Below are 18,901 nucleotides of genomic sequence, written 5' to 3' on the forward strand. Positions count from 1 at the left end.
AATCAAGCAATAGGCCCTTAATAAGGATCGGATGTCATGACCTTTAATTCCAGCGAAATTGCGATTGGCAACAGCAGCAGCCAGGCCAGCGCGCCTTCCCCTATCCCGGCACCGATAGCCACCGGCCAACGCCTGACCCGGCGCCGCAGCTCAGCCGGCCCCCTGGCGCCGGTGCGCCCCCAACGGCCGAAGGATGGCTATGGAGCCCCCCAGCGGCCTGCCTATCCCATGGGTGGTGGCGGGGGCATGCGTCCCACCTTCCTCACCCTGCGCGACCACGGCAAGGTTTTTGTGGCCGATCTGCCCCGGCTCTCCGATGGCCAATTGGCCCACGTGGCCAAGGAGGTGCATGAGGTTCTCGACAGCCTCACCCGTCGATTGGCGGAACTTGAAACCCAAAGCTTTCTCTCCCAACCAGAGCAGGACACCCGCATTCGCGCTGCCACCAAGCGTGATGTGACCGAAAGGTTTATCCGGGCCATCGCCGAAGAGCAGGACCTGCGCCGCAACAATCCAGCCCTGCGGGCCGCCGCGGGCGAATCCCTGGCCCGGGCCTTCCTCGAGCTGGCCCGCCACCGCTTACCCGGATCCACCTTTGATTCGCTGCTGCAGGAAGCCTTGGAAGCCTGTGGACCAAATGCCGAAGGGGCTGAAGAGGCCCACGCAGCCAACCCCGTGGTGCCGATGGTGCGTCCCCAGGCGCTGCCGGTGGTGCTCACTCCAGACGTGAACGAGCAAATCGAAGCCAGCTAGAGCGGTGCAAAATCTGTCATCCAGCCCCGAGAAGCCCAGCGAAGAAGGGCAGCAGGAAACTGCCCCAGCCCCTGATCCCGTGCTCTGCAAGCACTGTGGACGCACCGCCAGCAACGGCATTAGCTGCGAAGGCATTTGCGTAGCTGATTCGGGCTATTGAAATGAACAGGCTGGGCCTGGCCTTGGCTCTCAACTTCAGTGCCGTGTTAACAGCAGCAGCCCAGGCCGGGGGATTTGGCCGCTGGGAAACCCAGCTGGGTAGTTGCCAAATCGAGCACCGCATCGCCAGGCTCGGGCAGCAAACAGTGGCCAATAACTGCCGCAGGATGCGGCTAGAGCAAAATATCGAGGGCCTGCTGAGCGCCAGATTCATTGCCCCCGGCCGGGAGCTGATTTTCGTGGGCTCCCTTGGGAAAGGTCAAAAGCCGATGCTTTGCAATGGCGATGGAGGCTGCAAGCCGGAAATGCCGATCAAGCTTTTGGTCAGCACGGTGGCAGAAGCAGCTTTTGATAACGGTGGCCTGGCAAGAGGCATCCCCCATGCCCAGCTGGCGCGGGGCGAATGTGAAGTGACGAACAGAAGCGTCAATTGCCAGGCTTCTAACGGGGAAGGGGAGAGCTGGCATGCCAGCGCCAGCCTTTAGGACCTATTTCTTGGCGGCCTCTGCGTTGCTGTCGGAGCTGTTTTGATGGCCATCTAGGTGCTTTTCGCAGGCCTGGGCTGGGGCTGGGGACCAGGTCGAGGCCGCACCTACGAAAACCGCGGCAAAAAGCAGGGTGGTGGCGACCAGGCGTTTCATCGGGATAGGGGAGCTGTCTAGGTCTGTCAAGATTAAGCCGCAGCTGCGCTGCCAGCTGGGTTGACTTGGGATCCAGCACCAGCCGACTTCTTACCATTACTGAGTTGTTGAGTTCCTCACTTGGAGCCCTCACCACCCCATTACCTGGATGCGCTGGACCACCTCTGCCACCAGGTGGACGGTGACCCTGAATTTGGGCAGCAGTTTTACGAAGCCTCCACACCAGAGCAGATGGTGGAGCTAGCGATGGAAAGCGGGATTTTGATTGATGCCGACGACTTCCGGGCCCTACTGAGAAGCGGCAGCACTGAATTTTGGGAGGTTCGCGGAGACGAGGAGCACAACCCGATTACCCATCTGCAGAGGGTCTTTCGGATTTCATGCTGAACAGGGGCACCCTGGGCGTTTTCTAGACCCGAAGGCACCCGGATCGGCCAAAAGTGCCTGTCGATACCCATTCCCCCATCGCAGCCGATTAAGATTTGTAAAGAAATTTTCAAATCCATGGATTGGTCCGCGGCCTTTTCGGCTCTACCTTCTTCTGAACTAGACAAACTAGCGATTTTGAGGGTGATCGAATGCACAAATGGCGTCATTCAAAATCTGTATAGGGAGGGCAGCCCTGATGCCCTATCCGTGGATGAAACCCGCCAAGCGATGAAATTCTCCATGTCATGCATCAAAAGCATGGCAATCCCAATGGGTGATCAGCAAGTCACATTTTGTGAGCCCACGGCTGGTCTATTTACTGAAATAAGGCGTCTTTATATCAGCGGAGCCAAAAACAACAATACAGCGGATTGGGCTGAGTTTCTGCGCGCCTCAGAAGCAAACCTAAGGGCCATAGGTCTTGAGAGGATAGAAGCTGCCAAGCGGGAAATTTTCTACCACATCTATGACCTCCCACCCCACACCCTGGATTGGGGCGTGGACTACATCAAAGGATTCATAGGGGCCAGGATCTAGCTGCCAATACAAATCGCCACTGCAATCATTCAATGCTGATGGCGGTGATGGTCATCACTGGCATGGGGATGCGCGTGTGTGATGGGTTCGTGTTTATGGGTATGGGAATGCCATAAAGGTTGATCCTGTTTTGTATCATCTGTTTCCCCATTTGGATGCTCATGGGCATGGTGGGGGTCCTGATCAATTGGGGAGTGACAGTGCTTGTGCTCATGCCACTCTTCGCTGTGGCGATGCCAATGGGCATGGTCTTCTAGAAGCAACAGGGCAATGCCCCCAACCATCAAGGCACCAGCGGCAAGCAGATTGCTGCCCATTGTTTCCTTTAAGACGACAACTGAAAAACCAGCACCAACGAAAGGTGCCGTCGCAAAAATTACCGATTCCCTGGCAGCACCCAATTCCCTTAATGCCAGCAAATCCAACCAGATAGAAAGTCCATATCCGATGCCACCAATTACAAGGAAGAGTGCCGTCTCGATAGGCGTGGGGAACCTTGCTCCTGCCATACCAGCAACAATCAGCATCGGTACTGCAGCACCAACTGATTTCAGCAAGGCAACTTGGATTGGATCCCTGATGCTCAGGCGCTGACTGATGTTGTTGTCAATGCCCCATCCCAGACACGCCAGGGCAATAAGAACTGCTCCGTAAAGGGTGGGACCAGTGGTTGTTCCACCACCAATGATCACTGCGCCAGCAAGGATCAGTACCGCTGCGGTGATTCCTTTGCTGCTGAGGTGCTCTCTACCCACCACGATGGCGATTCCCATCGTGAAGATCGCCTCTAGGTTCAGCAGCAGGGATGCGGACCCCGCCGAAAGAAGCGCCAGGCTACTTACTAAACAGATGGGCGCTGCGATGCCACCGATCAAGGTCAGCATTGCCAGCATCCCAAGATCTTGGCGTTTAACCGAACTCTCCTGGTTGCTTTTGCCCAGCACACTCCTTGCTGCTAGCAACACAAGCGCAGACCCGCCATAGAGCAGACCCGCAATCGAAAGTGGCGACCCTGAGGCGGTGAGGGTGCTGATGAGTGGGGCGCTCAATCCGAAGGTCACTGCAGCAAGCAGACCCCTGAGCAAACCCTGGTGCTGGCGGTTCATCAAACCAGCGTAAATCGCGTATCCCACTGCTTTCAAGCGCCTGTTACCCCCGACACCTGACCTCGGTAGGGGTAGGGGTGTCCGCTTGAACACCTACGGCAATCCCCCTATGACGTAAGTGTAAATGCCTAATAGCGTTGACGAGTCGCAATGAGCGACGGGAGACCCATCCTTGGCGGAGTCGAACACGCCAGGGATTTTTTTGTAAACAGACATTGCGCCTGCTCACGTTTAACACCAGTGCCTGACTGGAATAATTTGCCTATGGCGGTGTTCGACCCGTCCATAGGTTGAGGAAGTGGGCGGAGGTTCCGGTTATGCGGGATTTGGTTACTGCAAAACTTTCTGAATCATTGCCCTCGTACCGATTTGTTTGTCAGATCACAAAGGTGTGATGCTTCTGGCGCGAATATTCATTTGGCATATTTAAGGCCGTCGCCGATACATCTTGAAGTCGCCTGCGTCACTTTCGCACTCTTTTTCAGTGAAACAATAAGTTATTGGTCAAATCATTCTTTTCTCTCATGCGGATCATCCGTTCTGAGGATCAGTACTGCCTACTGTTGACAAAGGCAGAGGCGGAGTGCCTTTCGGACGTCTGTGCCATGGTGTTCTTGGCGGGTCAAACCGATCCACGGGCAACGCTTCCGCCACAGATGAATGTCCTGCTGAGCACCCTGTTTGACGTACTCCGCAAATGTGCCTCACAAGATGGCGTGGAACCCTTTGCCCCGTCAGCGAACCCGTAAAGAGTGATTGAGGCAACCTTCGCACCGTAAATCCACGCTTTCTACAGGGTCTTGGGTGCTGTGGTGCTTCAGAACCTACCCTTCACCAGACAGTGCCCCCAGTGTGACCAGTGACTTCCTGTTCGACCTGTAGGCACTTCAGCGGGCGCGTTGCTCCTCAGGGGATTTGCCTGGTTTGGCAGAAGGTGATGACCTCAGCGCAGGCAGCGGTCCATGTTTGTTCGATGTGGGAGGCGGTCAAGCGACCCTGAAGTGGGAGGTGGTGGGCGCTGCGTTGAACCTCTATGGGTTGCTGTTCACTCACATAGGTATGTATCGCTACGGCACACAGAAACGGTGCTGGGTAAAAAGGGGCACCCCTGGGTGAAGCCGTCGTGGTCTTATCTGGTCTGCCATCTCTGTTGGCGATAACAGGCGTTGCGGGTTTTCTGGTCTTACAGGTTGCTTTGGGTGCTTTTTAGTATGAAGCGCTAAGTACCTTGCTCCTTTTGAGGGTATTGCCTCTTAAAGCACCTGAGGTATGGTGCTCCTTATGGCAAAACAAGTGCGTTTCACCCTCGCTAAGGCAATCGCCAAGGCAAATCTGCGTCGTGCTGAGACAGGTGAAAAGGCAATCACGATGAACTCGCTGGCAACTCAGGCAGGAGTGGCAGCAACGACCATCACAAGGTTGGGGCGTATTGCTGACGACCCAAAAGCGGCATCGGCACTTTCTTTGGAGTTGGCGGGAAAAATTGTGACGGTGCTGGATTGTGAGATTGGGGATTTGTTGGAGGTTTTTGAGGGGTAGTGCTCGTTCAGAACTGCTTTTCCAGAGCATCTGCCACAACTGACTCAATCTTCTTTCCAAGATCCTCCCTCGACCACTCCTCAGAAATCATTTCGGCTTGCTAGAGCACCAAATCAATCGCCGCCGGGTCCTATCGCCCAGCGGACAATCCAGTAGTGCTCCTGACTGATCAACCAATCGATGGCGCTTTTTTGTTGATTCAGCACGACGCTGAGCAGCCCGATAAGCATCCGCCTGGTTTTGCTTGGTTTGGGAGTGCTTCCAGTTGCCGTTTTGATCTTGGTATTCGATGTTGATGGTCATACCTTGGATTTGATCGAAGATTCAGTGATGACGTGATAAAATCCTGACAGTATCTGTAATGGACACAGGTTAAATGAAGACTACAGCGGTTGTAATTGGTTTTCTCCTTTCTACGGCAATCGCTTCGCCATCCATTGCTCAACAACCTATTGATACTCCAAGTAGTGCAGTTCCTGCACCTGGAGAACCCCCCTTCACCAAGGAACTACCCAATGACATTGATTGGAAGTCTCCCCAAGAGACACCGCCTTACTCAACAATATTAAAAATCAAAAGCGCATTTGATGGATCTGCTGAGTATGTAGTTTTTGATAAGGATTGGCGCAACAATATGAATGGAACGGAGACAGGGATAAGAACTAGGTGGTCAAGCGATAAATTAGAGGGTCAAATTTATCTCAAAGCAGGATGCGGAATTCTCGCCTGTCCATTTGGCAGCATTATTGATATAAGAGGCCTTCCTAGTCCTATTGTCATTAGTTCAGGCGGACAAGAATTCAGAATTTATGGTGAGGATGGCGAGTTCATATTACCAACTGCTTTTGGCAAGTCTCTCGCAGAGATTGCTACTTCTGTCACTGTCAAGATTGGAGAATCAGGAAAGACTTTCACTCTGGGCAAAGGAAGTGTAGATGCACTAAAGAAACTTTTTTTGGCAATTTCTACTAAGGAAGAACCTCCAAAATTTATCCTCTCAGCAGAACCTCTTCAGCAGAAGTCGACATCATTCCAAAAGCAAGTTGCATCTGCTCTTACTAGAGTTGTGGGTATAAAAAGTCCAAAGGGTAGTGGGACAGCATTTGTGGCAGAAAGCACAGGAATTCTTCTGACTAATCGGCACGTCGTCGGTTCATCTAAAAAAATTGAAGTCACATATTCTGACGGAACTAAAAAGGATGGTGATGTAATATTCAAGGATAGGGAAATTGACCTAGCAGTAATCAAAGTTGTTTCGCCTCCTAAAATCTCGCCTCTTCCGCTGTGTTACGCAACCTATCCAAAACCCGCCGAAGACGTAATTGTTCTGGGTAATCCTTTGGGTCTCGCTAACACTGTTACAAAGGGGATAGTCAGCGCACTAAGGAGATCTGATGGCGACCTGAAGAGCGTTACTCCAGAAGGAACTACCTTGATACAAACTGATGCCGCCATAAATCCTGGAAATAGTGGCGGACCAATGCTGAATCAGGATGGTGAGGTCATTGGAATCGTTTCATTTAAGAAATCCTCTGGAGAAGGCACAGGATTTGCCATCTCGATAGTTGATGCACTTCAAGCAATGAAGGTCAAGAAACCTGGAATTGCAAAAAATCTCGCAATCAGCGAATGTGGCAACCTAATACCTTCCGTGTCCAATAAGGTAAAGAAATAAACTACTTCAGCGTTTCACACGCCTCCCCGTCGCCATCACGATCCAGGTAGGTATGCCCTTGCTTAAGCAGTTCCTGTGCCTTGCTCCAGGACCCGATTTCCTTACAGCGATACCTGCCGCCTCCTGACGCTCCAGAGGTGGAGGCCCTATTGCCACGCCTTGAGCGCCTGTAATCCCAGGGACGCTGGATTCCACCAGTCACAGACCAGACGCCAATTCCCTGGGCACGGGCATCTGTCTCCAATTGGGAGTAGGTCTCACGGTCACACCCACTGATGTATTGCCAGTAGACGAAGGCATCTCCAGATCCCACCAGGGTTTGGTTGATGTTTGTTCCTACCTTGAATACCTCAGCGACACTTCTGCCGTAGCGATCGGTTGCCTTGGTCTTCAGGGTGACCTGTGAACCAATGGGAAGCAGACCCTGGAGTTTTTGCCTTGCTGCTAATCCATAGGGTGCCTGGGAGGTTTCTGGAGCATCAATACAGGCAAAGCGAACCTTGATCCGTTGGGATCCTTCGCTAACCGTGATTGTGTCTCCATCACCAATTGAGAGGACATTTGCCGCTTTTGCAGTAGGCGCTAACAGCGCAAGCAGTAATGGCAGATGAAAACCAATAATTAATCTAAACTTGCATCTCTTTAGTCGGGCAATTCTTGCTATTTCACGATAAACTATAATTTAACCATAATTCTGGTAGTATTGTAGTTGTGCTGACGTTTACCCATGGTTGAATCTCCTGCTGAATCAACGAAAAAATCCAATGGTTGTGCTGGTTGTTTATCTGTTGTCGGAATTTTGTTCTTAATACTTGTTGGCGTCGGTTTATTCCAATCAAGTACGCAAACGCCTGAACAAAAATTGGAAGAGTGGTATGCCGAGGTTTCCCATGTCTCCTGTGAGAGAATATTGAAAGAACGGTTGAAGGATCCTGATAGTTATCGGCAAATAAGTGATTTTGCTGTAGCGAAAGATACTGGTACGGAAAAAAATGTTGTTTGGAGATTTAGGGCAAAAAATGGGTTTGGAGGTTATGGTGTTTCCGCTGCTATTTGCAAGGTTAGCAAAAAAGATGGCGGTAGTGTTAACCCATCCATTGTGGGCGAATAAAATTAAGATTTTGTTGTCATCTTTTTGACTCACTGCAGTTATGTCCTTGCGGTGTGTTACGGATGCTGAGAAGCGCAATAAAACTTCTTGCCTGGATTTACTTTCACTAGTTCATTCGCCTCTTGCCAGTACCTCCATCTTCCTTCTACTGAAAGCATCCAAGTCGTTGTTTCTTGTCTAGTTCCTCAGCAACTGTAATGGCATTGTCCCAGTTCACCGCACTTGATTCTCCATATTTCTCGGAATATTGCTGCTGGGCAAATTCCATAATTTGCCCTCTTGATATTTTACCCATTTGATACCAGGTGCAGGAGGCAATAATGGCAATAGCAGCATTACCTTGAATCTGGGGTCTCTTGTCTCCCGCTGTTTTCCCATCAATTTCATGCCTGTTGCCTATTTCTTGCAGTGGATTGTCTATACCGGCAATCCTGCACTTTTTAGGGTTAATTTTTTGTGCTTCTTTTGCTATTGATTCATACTGTTGAAATGCATATTGCAGACTAGTGTTGTCCCTGACCAGGAGATTCCTGAACGTCAATGTCTTGTCGCAGGATGCCTTTATCAGAATCTTCGCAATTCTTTTGTTTTCAGCGACTTCCTTCGTATCTTTTGTTTCCCATTTCCAGTCATCGTTGCTACTATCATCAAGCATGACGAAAAGGAATGCAGTCCCAAGTGCCAAGAATAGAAAATATACGTAGTATTTTTTACACCAGGAAACAATACGGATAGGGTTAGGGTGCTGTTTAATCACTTATGCCTTTGCAGTTTTGCTTGCATTATTGGATATTTTAGTTCATTTATTCCCCCACAACTCCAACCCCAGACCCGCCAACGCTGCTGCCCTCCTCAGGCACGAGGACGCAGCAACCTCAGCAGCAGGTGCTTTGGACGCTGACTCCAACGGTTCTGATGCCACTGCTGGGTAGTGAAGCAGGTCTCCATCAGAGGTAGGGATGGTCAAACGCCCAATTACCACCACAGCGCCACCAACCTCTTGAACGCTCTGAACCTCCCAGCACCAACCAGGGGCACGGTGATGAAGGTGACGGGCAATGGTGTTCCAGGGGCAGCAGGTGAGGGTGGTGTTTCCCTGCTTCCTGGTCTTGATGTGCCTTGGATCTATGGGGCGCGACAGATCCGAAAGGGCTTCGGCAGTAGGGCGTAATGAAAACTTGGTGGTAGTGGCGGCGGTTGCCTGGGTGCCGTTGGTGAAACGCCAAGCCAATGGCGACCTGCTGATTGCTAGCAGACCTACTAGTTGAGTCTGTACAGGTTCTTAATCATTTGCGTGCACATCCCAGTTGCTTACGACATGGTGTCTCTCAACGCGAGTGATGCCAGTGCGCAGTTGCAATATTATTTAGCTTGTCAGAAGGTGTGTATGCGCCGCCTGAGGCTTGAACGTAAGAGCCCACATAGGAATTAACGCAATCATTTAATTCGCTCCCTGATGCATTGTTGGCTCCCACAACTGCTATGCCGAGTGTCACTGTAAATAGTACTACTTTGTTGCTTGTCATAGTGGCAGAGTTTCTATACTTTGGCACAATGCATGCGTTGGCTTGTTTTACTGTCAGATTGTATTTCTTGCCAATAGTCTATGCCCATACCCAATGCCGCTCCCTTAGCCACCACCCTCTCCCACCGCATTCCTCACTCCTTCTTGTGCCGCCCAGCTCTGGCGCCTTCTATATGTCCTGCCAGCACTTCCGTTACGAGGTCGGCAACCGTTGCGAAACCCTGCTCACCTGCCCGATCCATCAGCGCCTGATACCTCAGGGAGATCACCTCACCAGTCGCTGCTCCCAATGGGTTGCTCGACGGGAGGTGGTGCTTGGGTGGTGTTCTGAGGGGTGACGTGGGAGCGACTTCGTCGGTAGGGGAATTGAAGGGCGAGAGCTCTGGTCCAATCCCGAAAGGGATTCCCCTACCGACTGGAACGCCGCCGAGGCGACGCCTGTGGTTAGCGCTTAACGCTAAAAACATCGTGTTTGGCACAACTTAAGCGGCAACCTGCACGCGTAAATCAGCGCCTCGTCTCACGCATTAAACAAAGGCGGCACCCAGATTCGAACTGGGGGTAAAGGATTTGCAATCCTCTGCCTTACCACTTGGCCATGCCGCCGGCCAGGGAGCAAAATCCCTTAATCGGATCGTATCAGCCATGGCATGTCCTCCCGCCTGCTGGTCTTAAGCAACGGCCACGGGGAGGATTTAATTGCCCTCCGGGTGATCGAAGCCCTGGTCAAGCGCGGTGGCTGTCCGCCCATCGCGGTACTGCCCCTGGTGGGGGAGGGCGAAGTCTTTGGCCCCGCCAGTCGCAATGGCAGCCTCGAACTGGTCGGAGCCAGGCAAAAACTGCCCAGCGGTGGCTTCAGCAACCAAAGCCTGGGCGGCCTGGGCCGGGATCTAGCCGCCGGACTGCCCCTATTGAGCTGGCTCCAGTGGCAGCTGGTGCGGCGCTGGGGGAAAACGGGCAATCCCGTGCTTGCCGTTGGCGACCTTTGGCCCCTGCTGTTGGCCTCCTTGAGCGGAGCGCCCTTTGGCTTCATCGGCACCCCCAAGAGCGATTACACCTGGGCCTCCGCCCCCCCCCAGGGCTGGGGGCGATCTACCTGGGCCGATGCCTACCACCGCTGCAAAGGCAGCGAATGGGACCCCTGGGAATGGGCCTTGATGGGCCAGCGGCGCTGCCGGCTGGTGGCCGTAAGGGATGGCCTCACCGCCCGGGGCCTCAGGCGCCATGGGCTGAACGCACTGGCGCCGGGAAATCCAATGATGGATGGCTTTGCTGCCATACCCCTGCCCGATTGGCTTAGGGGCCAGCGACGCATTTTGATGCTGCCGGGTAGCCGGATGCCCGAGGCCCTGGGCAACGCCAGCCGACTGCTGGCTGCCCTCAAGCTGCTGCCCGAACTACCAGCTCCCACCACCGTGCTAGTGGCCTGCGGCAGCCAACCCGACGCCCCCGCCTGGGCCTCCCTGTTGCAGCAGGCTGGCTGGCGGCAGGGGGCCAACGACTCCCAGGGAAGCGACAGCCTGCTGCCGCAATCGATTTGGGAGCTGCCGCGGCCCAGGGCACCCCTGCAGCTGGTGCTCGGCCCCGGCTGCTTTAACCACTGGGCCCCCTGGGCAGAGCTGGGCTTGGCCACGGCAGGCACGGCCACCGAACAATTGGTGGGCCTGGGGGTGCCGGTGCTCTCCCTGCCCGGGCCAGGCCCCCAATTCAAGGCCCCCTTTGCCCGCCGCCAGAGTCGTCTGCTGGGCGGAGCGGTGCTGCCCTGCCACGGAAGCCGGGAATTAGCCGAAAGGCTGGCCCTGCTCATGGCTGAACCGGCCCTCTGCCAGCAACTGGGACACCGCGGACGCCAACGGATGGGGGGCCCTGGCGGCAGCGCCCAGCTGGCCGGGTTAGTGGCCGAGCGGTTGTTGGCATCAGACCGGCTGGGATGATGCTGATCTCTTAGGGGCTCCTCAAGCCATGGCTGGCATTCCCGATCGGGCCTACAACGGAGCCTGCGGCAAATTGGCGAGCCAACTGGGCATCAGCCTGGCCTCGGCCCGTCGCAAGGTGGAGGTCAGGGCCGCCCAGCAAGACATCCGCGATAGCCAGGCCAAGTTGGCCCTGGCCGAGCAGCTCCTGGCCGAGGCCCTGGCCGGTGGCGAAAACAACCATGAATTACTTACCTCCTTGCTAGAAGCCGTCGGCAACGACGACAAGTTCATGGTTGAAGACTGAACTCAACCAACCAACCAGCCCCAGGCTCAGGCTCAGGCTCAGGCTCAGCGGTTGCCGCCGGTGGAGTGCTCAAAGAGCAGGTGAAAGCGGTTGCGATCCAGCTCCGCAAACACCGGGATGCAGCCAAAGCAGCGCTCGGCCAAATCCCAACGCTCCTCCCGCTTGAGCATCGTTTCCAGCCGGTCGCGGGCGGCCAGTAGGTAGCGCACATCCCCTGCCGCATAGGCCAGCTGGGCGTCGCTGAGGTCTTCCACCTGGCCCCAGTCAGAGCTTTGGGCCTGCTTGTCGAGCTCCACACCCACCAGCTCCTGCACCACCTCCTTGAGGCCATGGCGAGGGCTGTAGGTGCGGCCCAAACGGCTGGCCACCTTGGTGCAAAAGATTGGATTCACCGTGATGGCCAGGTTTTCGGCCAAGGCCGCCACATCAAAGCGGGCGAAGTGAAAAACCTTCTCGATCGCTGGGTTTTCCATGAGGGCCTTGAGCAGGGGGGCGCCGTCCTGGCCCCTGGAAAGCCTGATGCAGCAAACGTTGTCGTGGTCATCACAGATCTGCACCAGACAGAGCCGATCACGGCCATGGATCAGGCCCATCGCTTCGGTATCCACCGCCAGGGCCCGGGCTCCGGCATAGAGGGCCGCCCACTCGCCATCGAGGTCCCCATCAAAAACAGCGAAACGGGCGGGGGCTGGCAGGTTGCTGGCGGGGGAAGGCGCGGCCATCGGCAAAGGGGCGGGGATCACCCCATGCTTGCAAGCCAAAGGCAGAATGGGGTCCATGGCCAACACCGGCTCCACCCTGCTGCTCACCCTGCTACTGGCCATCGGGCTGGTCTTTTTCCTGCGGGCCGCCAGCAAGGACCGCACCACGGTCGTTGAAGTGCATTCGGGCAAGCCCGCCCTCGAGGTGCTCGAGGGCCTGAGCCTTTGGCTCACCGCCCGGGGCTGGCAGGCCAACGGCGGCGATCCCGAGCAACAGCTACTGCGCTTCCGCGGCCAGGTGAGCTCCAGCGCGACCCTGGCCCTGCTGCTTTCACTGCTGGGCGCCGTGGGCGCCGCCTGCCTCGGCCTGGTGATCCGCCAACTGCTACCCCAGCTGGGCTGGTGGCCCCTGCTGCTGGCCCTGGCCGGGCCCCTGGCCGGATTTCTATATCGCCGCCGGGCCGAGCGCGATGAAAGCCTGGATCTGCGCCTGGTCAAGGAAATCGAAGGCCAGGGCTGCAGTTTGCGGCTAAGGGCACACCGCGATGAACTGATCGCCCTGGAATTGGAGTTGGCAGAGCCGCTACAACTGGCCAGCGATGGGGCCCTTCTGAGTTCTCCTATCTAGCTGGAATCAAGCCAAACCATGAAGCGTCTGCCCTTGCAAACCAAACTCAGCCGCTTCGCTTTGATCGCCGCATGCCTGGCCCTGGCAACTGGCGCCCAGGCCCAAAACCTGGCTGCCAGCGCCGATCCCCTGCTGGGCACGCGGGCGCCATACAGCAAAAACTGGTTGGGGATTAATTCAGCCCATCCGAGCACCGAAATCCTGGTGATGGCTGGCCACTCCGATTCCCAGGGTGTGGGCGGCTCGGGCACCGGAGGAGCTGCCGTCTCCCTCTATGGCGCCCGGCCGATGCAGAGCGGCATGACCGATGAGCTCTATTGGAATCTCCAGGTTGCCCAGGCAGTGGTGGCCCTGGGCCAAAGCCGCGGCCTAAGCATGCGCTTTTACGACCCCCCTAGCCGATCAATTGCCAGTGGCAGCGATCCACGCACCACCTGGAGCATCGGTAAGGCCCATGTAAATCAAGGCGGCTACGCCATGGAAATCCACTTCGATGCATACGGCAGAGATGGGGTGGGATCGGGCCTAATTCCACCAATCAACAAGCCCCTCAGCAATATCGACGAAAGCCTGGCGGCGGCCTTTGGGGCCTATCCCAGGAACTTTCGCGATGGCCTGGGCGCCCCAAAGAGGGGGATCGCCATTCTGGAGGTGGGCAAGTTGGAGGGTTCCCTTGAGCAGTCGCTGCGCAATCCCCAGACCCGCGAAGCAACCGTGGCGGCCATTGCCGAGCGGATCGTCAATGCCCTGCACATCGGCCTAAAACAGCCGCCTACTGACACAAACCTCGCCATTGACATCAATGGCTTTGGGCCAATCAGTCCACCGCCTGATGTGGTGAGCAACGCTCCCTAAGGGCCCCATCCGCCAACCAATCCTGGGGCCTGGTGAAGAGCTCGGTGAGGAGCGCCTCACGGCTGCCAGCTTCTGGCCTGTAGCCGTACTCCCAGCGCACCAGGGGGGGCAGCGACATCAAAATTGATTCAGTGCGGCCATTGGTTTGCAGGCCAAAGATCGTGCCGCGGTCAAACACCAGGTTGAACTCCACATAGCGACCGCGGCGATAGAGCTGGAACTGGCGCTCCCGCTCGCCATAGGCAAGGGCATGGCGCTTTTCCACGATCGGCACGTAGCTGGGCAAGAAGGCATTGCCGCAGGCCGAAGCCAGGGAGAAAAGCTGCTCCCAACCCTGGGCTAACGCCCCATTGGCATTGCTCACCTGGGCTGCGGGCCCGTCGGGGTCTTGGCCCTTGTAAAGCACCCCGCGGGGGTCCTGGTAGTCGTAGAAAATTCCGCCCACCCCGCGGGTTTCATCGCGGTGCTTCAAATAGAAATACTCGTCGCACCAGGGCTTGAAAACCTTGTAATAGGCGGGGTTTACAGAGTCGCAGGCTCCCTTGAGGGTGCGGTGAAAGTGCTTGGCATCCTCAAGGAAGGGGTAGTAGGGGGTTAGGTCTGCCCCACCGCCAAACCACCAAACCGGGCCAGCCTCGAAGTAGCGGTAGTTGAGGTGCACCGTGGGCACATAGGGATTGCGGGGGTGCAACACCATCGAGGTGCCCGTGGCAAACCAGCGCTGCCCCTTGGCTTCCGGCCTTTGGCTGAGGATCGAGGGGGGCAGTTGATCGCCCTCTACCTCTGAGAAATTGACGCCGCCCTGCTCAAAGATGCGGCCAGCCTTCATCACCCGCGAGCGGCCGCCGCCCCCCTCGGGCCTTTCCCAACTTTCTTCCTGAAAACGCCCCTCAACGTCGAGTTGCTCGAGGCCGGCGCACATCGAATCCTGTAGGCCCATCAACAGGGCCTTGGCCCTGGCGCGGGAGTCTGGGGGTGGGATCTCCAGGGGCGAGGCTTTTTTGCGGTTTAGCCAGGCCTTAAGCATTGAGCGCGTGCCCATGGGGGCAAGGGGAGTTCCACCCACATTTTCAGGCCAGCCAGCCCCGAGACAAGGGATCGAGAAGCTCTGTCACGGCTCCTAGGATCACGGGCCCTAGAAGCCCCACATCCGTGCCGCCTACTGCGCCCAGCTCTGAGCCAACTTCTGGGGCTAGTTCTGGAGCAAATGCCGCGGCCACTCTCGAGCAGGCCCAGGGCGCCCTGGAGGGGGTCAAGGATGCGGGCAGCGGCCGCAGCGTGGTCGAATTGGGCTGGATTGGCCCAGCCAAGCTCCAGGGCGAGCGGGCCGTAATTCGCCTGGCGCTGCCGGGCTTTGCCCAGGGCCAACAGGGTCGCATTGCCGAAGAAGCGCGTTCAGCCCTGCTGGCCCTTGAGGGCATCAAGGAAGTGCAAATCGAAGTGGGCCAGCCGGCGGGGGCAGCCCCAATCGGCGCAGCGGGGCATGGAGCAGCGGGGCATGGAGCAGCGGGGCACGGCCAGGTGCCGGAGCGCCAGCCGATCCCCGGGGTCAAGAAGGTGATTGCCGTGAGCAGCGGCAAAGGCGGTGTGGGCAAAAGCACGGTGGCCGTAAATCTGGCCTGTGCCCTGGCTGGCCGCGGCCTCAAGGTGGGCCTGCTCGATGCCGACATCTACGGCCCCAACGCCCCCACCATGCTCGGGGTGGCCGATCGCACCCCGGAGGTGCAGGGCGAGGGCCCATCCCAGGTGCTCACCCCGATCGAGACCTGCGGCATCGCCATGGTTTCGATGGGGCTCCTAATTGCCGAAAACCAACCGGTGATTTGGCGGGGCCCGATGTTGAACGGGATCATTCGCCAGTTTCTGTACCAGGTGAATTGGGGCGAGCGGGATGTGCTGGTGGTCGACCTGCCCCCTGGCACCGGTGATGCCCAATTGAGCCTGGCCCAAGCCGTGCCCATGGCGGGGGTGATCGTTGTCACCACGCCCCAGCAGGTGTCGCTGCAGGATGCCCGCCGCGGCCTGGCGATGTTTTTGCAAATGGGCGTAAATGTGCTCGGGGTGGTGGAAAACATGAGTGCCTTCATTCCGCCCGACGCGCCGCAAAAGCGGTATCCGATCTTTGGCAGTGGCGGCGGCGCCACCTTGGCCCAGGAGGCCGGGGTGCCCCTACTGGCCGAACTACCCCTGGAAATGCCTGTGCGCGAGGGCGGCGACGACGGCAGGCCCGTGGTGTTGAGTGCACCCGAATCGGTAACGGCCCAGGCCTTTGATGCACTCGCCAAGCTGCTCCAAGTCGAGCAGTTGGCCCCTAGCTAAAGGCCATGGCGAGCCTGCTGGGCCGGCGTCAGAAATTCTTTGGCGGGGGCGACCAAAAACGCCGCCGTTGGTACGACGATGTCGACAAAATTCTCTGGGGCGTGCCCCTCGGCCTCACGGCCCTAGCCGGCGGCCTGATCGCCAGCACCCAAAGGCAGGCCTCCTACGCCGATTGGTACGACCACTGGATTACGGCGGCCGTGGGCATGGCCCTGGCCCTGATCCTCGCCAGGCTGCCCCTTGAGCGGATCAACTCCCTACTCGCGCCGCTCTATGGGCTCACGGTGGTCAGCCTGCTGGCGGTGCGATTTGTCGGCACCTCGGCCTTAGGGGCCCAGCGCTGGATCAGCATTGCCGGCTTCCATGTGCAGCCCTCGGAATTCGCCAAAATGGCGGCCATCCTGCTGCTGGCAGGGGTTTTGGCGCGCTACCCAATCGAGCGACCGGTGGATTTGATCCGGCCCAGCGCCCTGATTGGCCTGCCCTGGATTTTGGTGTTTATCCAGCCCGATCTGGGCACCTCCTTGGTTTTTGGGGCGGTGCTGCTGGTGATGTTGTTTTGGGCGGGCATGCCCACGCCCTGGCTGGTGCTGCTGCTTTCACCGCTGGTCGCGGCAATTTTGGCGGGCAGCTGGCCCTGGGCCTTGGCCGGCTGGATACCCCTCATGACCTACCTGGCCTGGAGCTCCCTGCCCTGGCAACGGGTAGCAATGGCGGTAGTAGTGGCGATCCAGGGCCTATTTGCCCTGATTACCCCCTACCTCTGGCTGCACGGCCTCAAGGATTACCAGCGCGATCGGTTGCTGGTTTTTCTTGATCCCGCCAAGGACCCCCTCGGGGCCGGCTATCACTTGATGCAGAGCAAAATCGGCATTGGCTCTGGCGAGTGGTTTGGCACCGGTCTGCTCCAGGGCCATCTCACAAAATTGCGCTTTATCCCTGAGCAGCACACCGATTTCATCTTCAGCGCCCTGGGGGAAGAAATGGGCTTTCTGGGTTGCCTGCTGGTGATCTGCGCCTATGGCCTGCTGATGTGGCGCCTGCTAGTGATCGCTAGACAAGCCCGGAGCGATTTCGAATCGCTGGTGGTGGTGGGGGTGGGTGCAATGTTGATGTTCCAAATACTGGTCAACATCTTCATGACGATTGGCCTGGGCCCCGTAACTGGCATTCCCCTGCCCTGGATGAGCTACGGGCGCTCGGCCATGCTAGTGAACTTCGCCGCCCTGGGCTTTTGCTCCTCCGTGGCCCGGCGCGGCAAGGCCAACACAGAGCCATGGTGAACCCAAACGGGTCAAACCCAAGCAAGGTAAACACCGAGCTCAGCCTGGCCGCCCTGCGCCGCAGCCTGGCCGATGGGGTGCCCGCCGGAACGGGTGATGAAGACAGCGTCAGGCGCCAGTGGTGGGCAGCCCTGGCCACCCTGCAGGACGACCTCCTCCAGCAGGAGGGCCTACAGGGGGTGTGGCTCGCCGCTCCCCTGCCAGCCCTCTATGAACCGGGCCTGCTGCAGCAGCTCCAGGGCTGGGTATGGGCCCCTTCCGAACTGGAGGATCTACTACCGGCAGCCTCCAGCCTGCTGCCCATCGGCCGCGGCCCAGCAACTGGCATGCCCTCAGGGGGCGGCTTCCAAAGGCTGCCCCTCGGCGATGACGACGGCACCGATCCCCTGCTGCTGGTCATTACCCCCAAGGTGCAAGTGGCCCTCTGCCTGGATGGCCCTGCCAAGGCCCGCCGACTGGTGGTGCGCTTTGACCCCCAGGTGCTCTCCTCCGCCCTGGGCCTGATCAACCGTCGTCTGCAGGCCAGCGATCCAGCGGCCGCGGAGATCCTGCGCAGCAACCTCCAAAAACTCGGCTCCCTGCAGAGCGATGAACAGTTGGTGCTGCGCTTCTGGCCCCGCCTAGCCGAACGCCTAGCCGCCATCGCCCCCAGTGTCACCCTCCAACCCCTGGTCCATGGCGGCGGCGACCCGGGCAAAGCAGCCAGCAGTGAACTGGCCCTGCTCGAGGCGCTCACCCATGAGGTGCGCACGCCGCTTGCCACGATTCGCACCCTGATTCGCTCCCTGCTCAAGCGCGGCGACATGCCCCCGATCGTTCGTCAACGGCTTGAGCAAATCGATGGGGAATGCAGTGAACAAATCGACCGCTTTGGCCTGATCTTCCTGGCCGCCGAGCTGCAGCGGCAGCCCAGCAGCGAAGTGCCCCTAGGCCCCGATGCCCTAGCCCGCACCGATCTCAGCGCCCTGCTGGGCCAACTCGAGGAGATTTGGCAAAAGCAACTAGCCCGTCGCGACCTCCAACTGGAGCTGGAGATTGCCGTGGACCTACCGCCCGTACTCAGTGATCCCACCCGCCTGGAAACGATGCTGGGCGGCCTGATCGATCGATTCAGCCGCAGCCTTCCCTCCGGCAGCACGGTAAAGGTGGCGCTTCAACCGGCCGGGGCAAAGTTGAAATTGCACTTGAGCAGCACCGATTCCCCCAGCGGCGGCAAACCTCCTGGCGGCAGCCCCACCAGCGGCACCTCCAGGGAGCTGGTGGGGCCCGTTCTGAGCTGGAACCCGGCCACCGGCAGCTTGCAACTGAGCCGTCAGGCCACCCAACGGCTCTTCGAGCGCCTGGGCGGCCGTCTCACCGAGCGCAGCGGCAATGGCCTGACCGTGTTCTTCCCGATTTGTTGACGGGTGTGAAGACTCAG

Annotated in this window: 22 protein-coding genes and 1 tRNA gene; 15 read left to right on the forward strand and 8 right to left on the reverse strand. The window is 57.7% G+C overall.

Annotation, left to right across the window (positions count from 1 at the left end; genetic code table 11):
* Positions 1–36 precede the first annotated feature (36 nt).
* The 3 genes from KBY49_RS10440 to KBY49_RS10450 are packed head-to-tail and all read left to right on the forward strand — an operon-like array spanning position 37 to position 1,397.
* Positions 37–753, forward strand: a complete 717-nt coding sequence (locus tag KBY49_RS10440) for a hypothetical protein (RefSeq protein WP_254934763.1) — start codon at positions 37–39, stop codon at positions 751–753.
* 4 nt (positions 754–757) lie between these two features.
* Positions 758–913 (forward strand): hypothetical protein, encoded by a 156-nt coding sequence (locus KBY49_RS10445; RefSeq protein WP_254934880.1) that lies wholly within the window; start codon positions 758–760, stop codon positions 911–913.
* A 1-nt stretch (position 914) separates the two neighbouring features.
* Positions 915–1,397 (forward strand): hypothetical protein, encoded by a 483-nt coding sequence (locus tag KBY49_RS10450; protein WP_254934764.1) that lies wholly within the window; start codon positions 915–917, stop codon positions 1,395–1,397.
* 3 nt (positions 1,398–1,400) lie between these two features.
* Here the strand turns inward: KBY49_RS10450 and KBY49_RS10455 are convergent, their stop codons facing one another.
* Entirely contained in the window at positions 1,401–1,553 is a 153-nt protein-coding gene (locus KBY49_RS10455; protein ID WP_254934765.1) for a hypothetical protein, read from the reverse strand.
* Between the two features lie 120 nt (positions 1,554–1,673).
* On the opposite strand from KBY49_RS10455, the gene KBY49_RS10460 reads away from it, so the two are divergent.
* Positions 1,674–1,940: a Nif11-like leader peptide family natural product precursor gene (locus KBY49_RS10460; protein WP_254934766.1), complete on the forward strand. Its 267-nt coding sequence runs from the start codon at positions 1,674–1,676 to the stop codon at positions 1,938–1,940.
* Between the two features lie 117 nt (positions 1,941–2,057).
* A complete protein-coding gene (locus tag KBY49_RS10465; protein WP_254934767.1) occupies positions 2,058–2,519 on the forward strand; it encodes a hypothetical protein in 462 nt (153 codons plus the stop codon).
* Between the two features lie 29 nt (positions 2,520–2,548).
* On the opposite strand, the gene KBY49_RS10470 is transcribed toward KBY49_RS10465, so the two are convergent.
* Positions 2,549–3,625 (reverse strand): DMT family transporter, encoded by a 1,077-nt coding sequence (locus tag KBY49_RS10470; RefSeq protein ID WP_254934768.1) that lies wholly within the window; start codon positions 3,623–3,625, stop codon positions 2,549–2,551.
* Positions 3,626–4,906: 1,281 nt separating this feature from the next.
* Between KBY49_RS10470 and KBY49_RS10475 the strand changes: the two genes are divergently transcribed.
* Positions 4,907–5,164 (forward strand): helix-turn-helix transcriptional regulator, encoded by a 258-nt coding sequence (locus KBY49_RS10475; RefSeq protein ID WP_254934769.1) that lies wholly within the window; start codon positions 4,907–4,909, stop codon positions 5,162–5,164.
* 87 nt (positions 5,165–5,251) lie between these two features.
* On the opposite strand, the gene KBY49_RS10480 is transcribed toward KBY49_RS10475, so the two are convergent.
* Positions 5,252–5,467 carry a hypothetical protein gene (locus tag KBY49_RS10480; protein WP_254934770.1) on the reverse strand — a complete coding sequence of 72 codons (216 nt, stop codon included), beginning with the start codon at positions 5,465–5,467 and terminating at the stop codon, positions 5,252–5,254.
* Positions 5,468–5,540: 73 nt separating this feature from the next.
* Here KBY49_RS10480 and KBY49_RS10485 point away from each other — a divergent pair, with 73 nt between their 5' ends.
* Positions 5,541–6,839 (forward strand): S1C family serine protease, encoded by a 1,299-nt coding sequence (locus KBY49_RS10485; protein WP_254934771.1) that lies wholly within the window; start codon positions 5,541–5,543, stop codon positions 6,837–6,839.
* Position 6,840: 1 nt separating this feature from the next.
* On the opposite strand, the gene KBY49_RS10490 is transcribed toward KBY49_RS10485, so the two are convergent.
* Positions 6,841–7,521, reverse strand: a complete 681-nt coding sequence (locus KBY49_RS10490) for a thermonuclease family protein (RefSeq protein ID WP_315857026.1) — start codon at positions 7,519–7,521, stop codon at positions 6,841–6,843.
* Between the two features lie 45 nt (positions 7,522–7,566).
* Between KBY49_RS10490 and KBY49_RS10495 the strand changes: the two genes are divergently transcribed.
* The gene (locus KBY49_RS10495) at positions 7,567–7,950 is read left to right on the forward strand and encodes a hypothetical protein (protein WP_254934772.1); all 384 of its coding nucleotides are present in this window, start codon (positions 7,567–7,569) and stop codon (positions 7,948–7,950) included.
* A gap of 145 nt (positions 7,951–8,095) precedes the next feature.
* Here the strand turns inward: KBY49_RS10495 and KBY49_RS10500 are convergent, their stop codons facing one another.
* Both KBY49_RS10500 and KBY49_RS10505 read right to left on the reverse strand, forming a co-directional pair.
* A complete protein-coding gene (locus tag KBY49_RS10500) occupies positions 8,096–8,707 on the reverse strand; it encodes a hypothetical protein (protein WP_254934773.1) in 612 nt (203 codons plus the stop codon).
* A gap of 1,303 nt (positions 8,708–10,010) precedes the next feature.
* Positions 10,011–10,081 (reverse strand) — tRNA-Cys (locus KBY49_RS10505).
* A gap of 44 nt (positions 10,082–10,125) precedes the next feature.
* Here KBY49_RS10505 and KBY49_RS10510 point away from each other — a divergent pair.
* Positions 10,126–11,409 carry a lipid-A-disaccharide synthase-related protein gene (locus KBY49_RS10510; protein WP_254934774.1) on the forward strand — a complete coding sequence of 428 codons (1,284 nt, stop codon included), beginning with the start codon at positions 10,126–10,128 and terminating at the stop codon, positions 11,407–11,409.
* Positions 11,410–11,437: 28 nt separating this feature from the next.
* Positions 11,438–11,695 carry a hypothetical protein gene (locus KBY49_RS10515; RefSeq protein WP_254934775.1) on the forward strand — a complete coding sequence of 86 codons (258 nt, stop codon included), beginning with the start codon at positions 11,438–11,440 and terminating at the stop codon, positions 11,693–11,695.
* Positions 11,696–11,739: 44 nt separating this feature from the next.
* Here the strand turns inward: KBY49_RS10515 and KBY49_RS10520 are convergent, their stop codons facing one another.
* Entirely contained in the window at positions 11,740–12,417 is a 678-nt protein-coding gene (locus tag KBY49_RS10520; protein WP_254934776.1) for a ribonuclease D, read from the reverse strand.
* A 55-nt stretch (positions 12,418–12,472) separates the two neighbouring features.
* Here KBY49_RS10520 and KBY49_RS10525 point away from each other — a divergent pair, with 55 nt between their 5' ends.
* Both KBY49_RS10525 and KBY49_RS10530 read left to right on the forward strand, forming a co-directional pair.
* Complete coding sequence (locus KBY49_RS10525) at positions 12,473–13,024, forward strand: cofactor assembly of complex C subunit B (protein WP_254934777.1); 552 nt, start codon at positions 12,473–12,475, stop codon at positions 13,022–13,024.
* 18 nt (positions 13,025–13,042) lie between these two features.
* On the forward strand, positions 13,043–13,879 hold the full coding sequence (locus KBY49_RS10530) for a dehydrogenase (protein ID WP_254934778.1): 837 nt from the start codon (positions 13,043–13,045) through the stop codon (positions 13,877–13,879).
* Here the strand turns inward: KBY49_RS10530 and hemF are convergent.
* A complete protein-coding gene (hemF, locus tag KBY49_RS10535) occupies positions 13,842–14,921 on the reverse strand; it encodes an oxygen-dependent coproporphyrinogen oxidase (protein WP_254934779.1) in 1,080 nt (359 codons plus the stop codon). The two genes, KBY49_RS10530 and hemF, sit on opposite strands and share 38 nt — an antisense overlap.
* A 110-nt stretch (positions 14,922–15,031) precedes the next feature.
* Here hemF and KBY49_RS10540 point away from each other — a divergent pair, with 110 nt between their 5' ends.
* Genes KBY49_RS10540 through KBY49_RS10550 form a run of 3 tightly spaced genes read left to right on the forward strand, consistent with a single transcriptional unit; the run spans position 15,032 to position 18,884 of the window.
* Positions 15,032–16,198 carry an Mrp/NBP35 family ATP-binding protein gene (locus KBY49_RS10540; RefSeq protein ID WP_254934780.1) on the forward strand — a complete coding sequence of 389 codons (1,167 nt, stop codon included), beginning with the start codon at positions 15,032–15,034 and terminating at the stop codon, positions 16,196–16,198.
* Positions 16,199–16,203: 5 nt separating this feature from the next.
* Positions 16,204–17,481 carry a rod shape-determining protein RodA gene (gene rodA / locus KBY49_RS10545; RefSeq protein WP_254934781.1) on the forward strand — a complete coding sequence of 426 codons (1,278 nt, stop codon included), beginning with the start codon at positions 16,204–16,206 and terminating at the stop codon, positions 17,479–17,481.
* Positions 17,475–18,884: a sensor histidine kinase gene (locus tag KBY49_RS10550; RefSeq protein WP_254934782.1), complete on the forward strand. Its 1,410-nt coding sequence runs from the start codon at positions 17,475–17,477 to the stop codon at positions 18,882–18,884. The genes rodA and KBY49_RS10550 overlap by 7 nt, the downstream gene beginning before the upstream one ends.
* The last annotated feature ends 17 nt before the right edge of the window (positions 18,885–18,901 follow it).

The organism is Cyanobium sp. WAJ14-Wanaka (genome assembly GCF_024345375.1).
Taxonomy (GTDB): Bacteria; Cyanobacteriota; Cyanobacteriia; order PCC-6307; family Cyanobiaceae; genus Cyanobium_A.

Coding starts and splice junctions, on each gene's coding strand:
- hemF (WP_254934779.1), bottom strand. CDS start 14,921: ATGGGCACGCGCTCAATGCTTAAGGCCTGGCTAAACCGCAAAAAAGCC.
- KBY49_RS10455 (WP_254934765.1), bottom strand. CDS start 1,553: ATGAAACGCCTGGTCGCCACCACCCTGCTTTTTGCCGCGGTTTTCGTA.
- KBY49_RS10485 (WP_254934771.1), top strand. CDS start 5,541: ATGAAGACTACAGCGGTTGTAATTGGTTTTCTCCTTTCTACGGCAATC.
- KBY49_RS10525 (WP_254934777.1), top strand. CDS start 12,473: ATGGCCAACACCGGCTCCACCCTGCTGCTCACCCTGCTACTGGCCATC.
- KBY49_RS10550 (WP_254934782.1), top strand. CDS start 17,475: ATGGTGAACCCAAACGGGTCAAACCCAAGCAAGGTAAACACCGAGCTC.
- KBY49_RS10450 (WP_254934764.1), top strand. CDS start 915: ATGAACAGGCTGGGCCTGGCCTTGGCTCTCAACTTCAGTGCCGTGTTA.
- KBY49_RS10480 (WP_254934770.1), bottom strand. CDS start 5,467: ATGACCATCAACATCGAATACCAAGATCAAAACGGCAACTGGAAGCAC.
- KBY49_RS10495 (WP_254934772.1), top strand. CDS start 7,567: ATGGTTGAATCTCCTGCTGAATCAACGAAAAAATCCAATGGTTGTGCT.
- KBY49_RS10530 (WP_254934778.1), top strand. CDS start 13,043: ATGAAGCGTCTGCCCTTGCAAACCAAACTCAGCCGCTTCGCTTTGATC.
- rodA (WP_254934781.1), top strand. CDS start 16,204: ATGGCGAGCCTGCTGGGCCGGCGTCAGAAATTCTTTGGCGGGGGCGAC.
- KBY49_RS10475 (WP_254934769.1), top strand. CDS start 4,907: ATGGCAAAACAAGTGCGTTTCACCCTCGCTAAGGCAATCGCCAAGGCA.
- KBY49_RS10440 (WP_254934763.1), top strand. CDS start 37: ATGACCTTTAATTCCAGCGAAATTGCGATTGGCAACAGCAGCAGCCAG.
- KBY49_RS10515 (WP_254934775.1), top strand. CDS start 11,438: ATGGCTGGCATTCCCGATCGGGCCTACAACGGAGCCTGCGGCAAATTG.
- KBY49_RS10465 (WP_254934767.1), top strand. CDS start 2,058: ATGGATTGGTCCGCGGCCTTTTCGGCTCTACCTTCTTCTGAACTAGAC.
- KBY49_RS10470 (WP_254934768.1), bottom strand. CDS start 3,625: ATGAACCGCCAGCACCAGGGTTTGCTCAGGGGTCTGCTTGCTGCAGTG.
- KBY49_RS10510 (WP_254934774.1), top strand. CDS start 10,126: ATGTCCTCCCGCCTGCTGGTCTTAAGCAACGGCCACGGGGAGGATTTA.
- KBY49_RS10520 (WP_254934776.1), bottom strand. CDS start 12,417: ATGGCCGCGCCTTCCCCCGCCAGCAACCTGCCAGCCCCCGCCCGTTTC.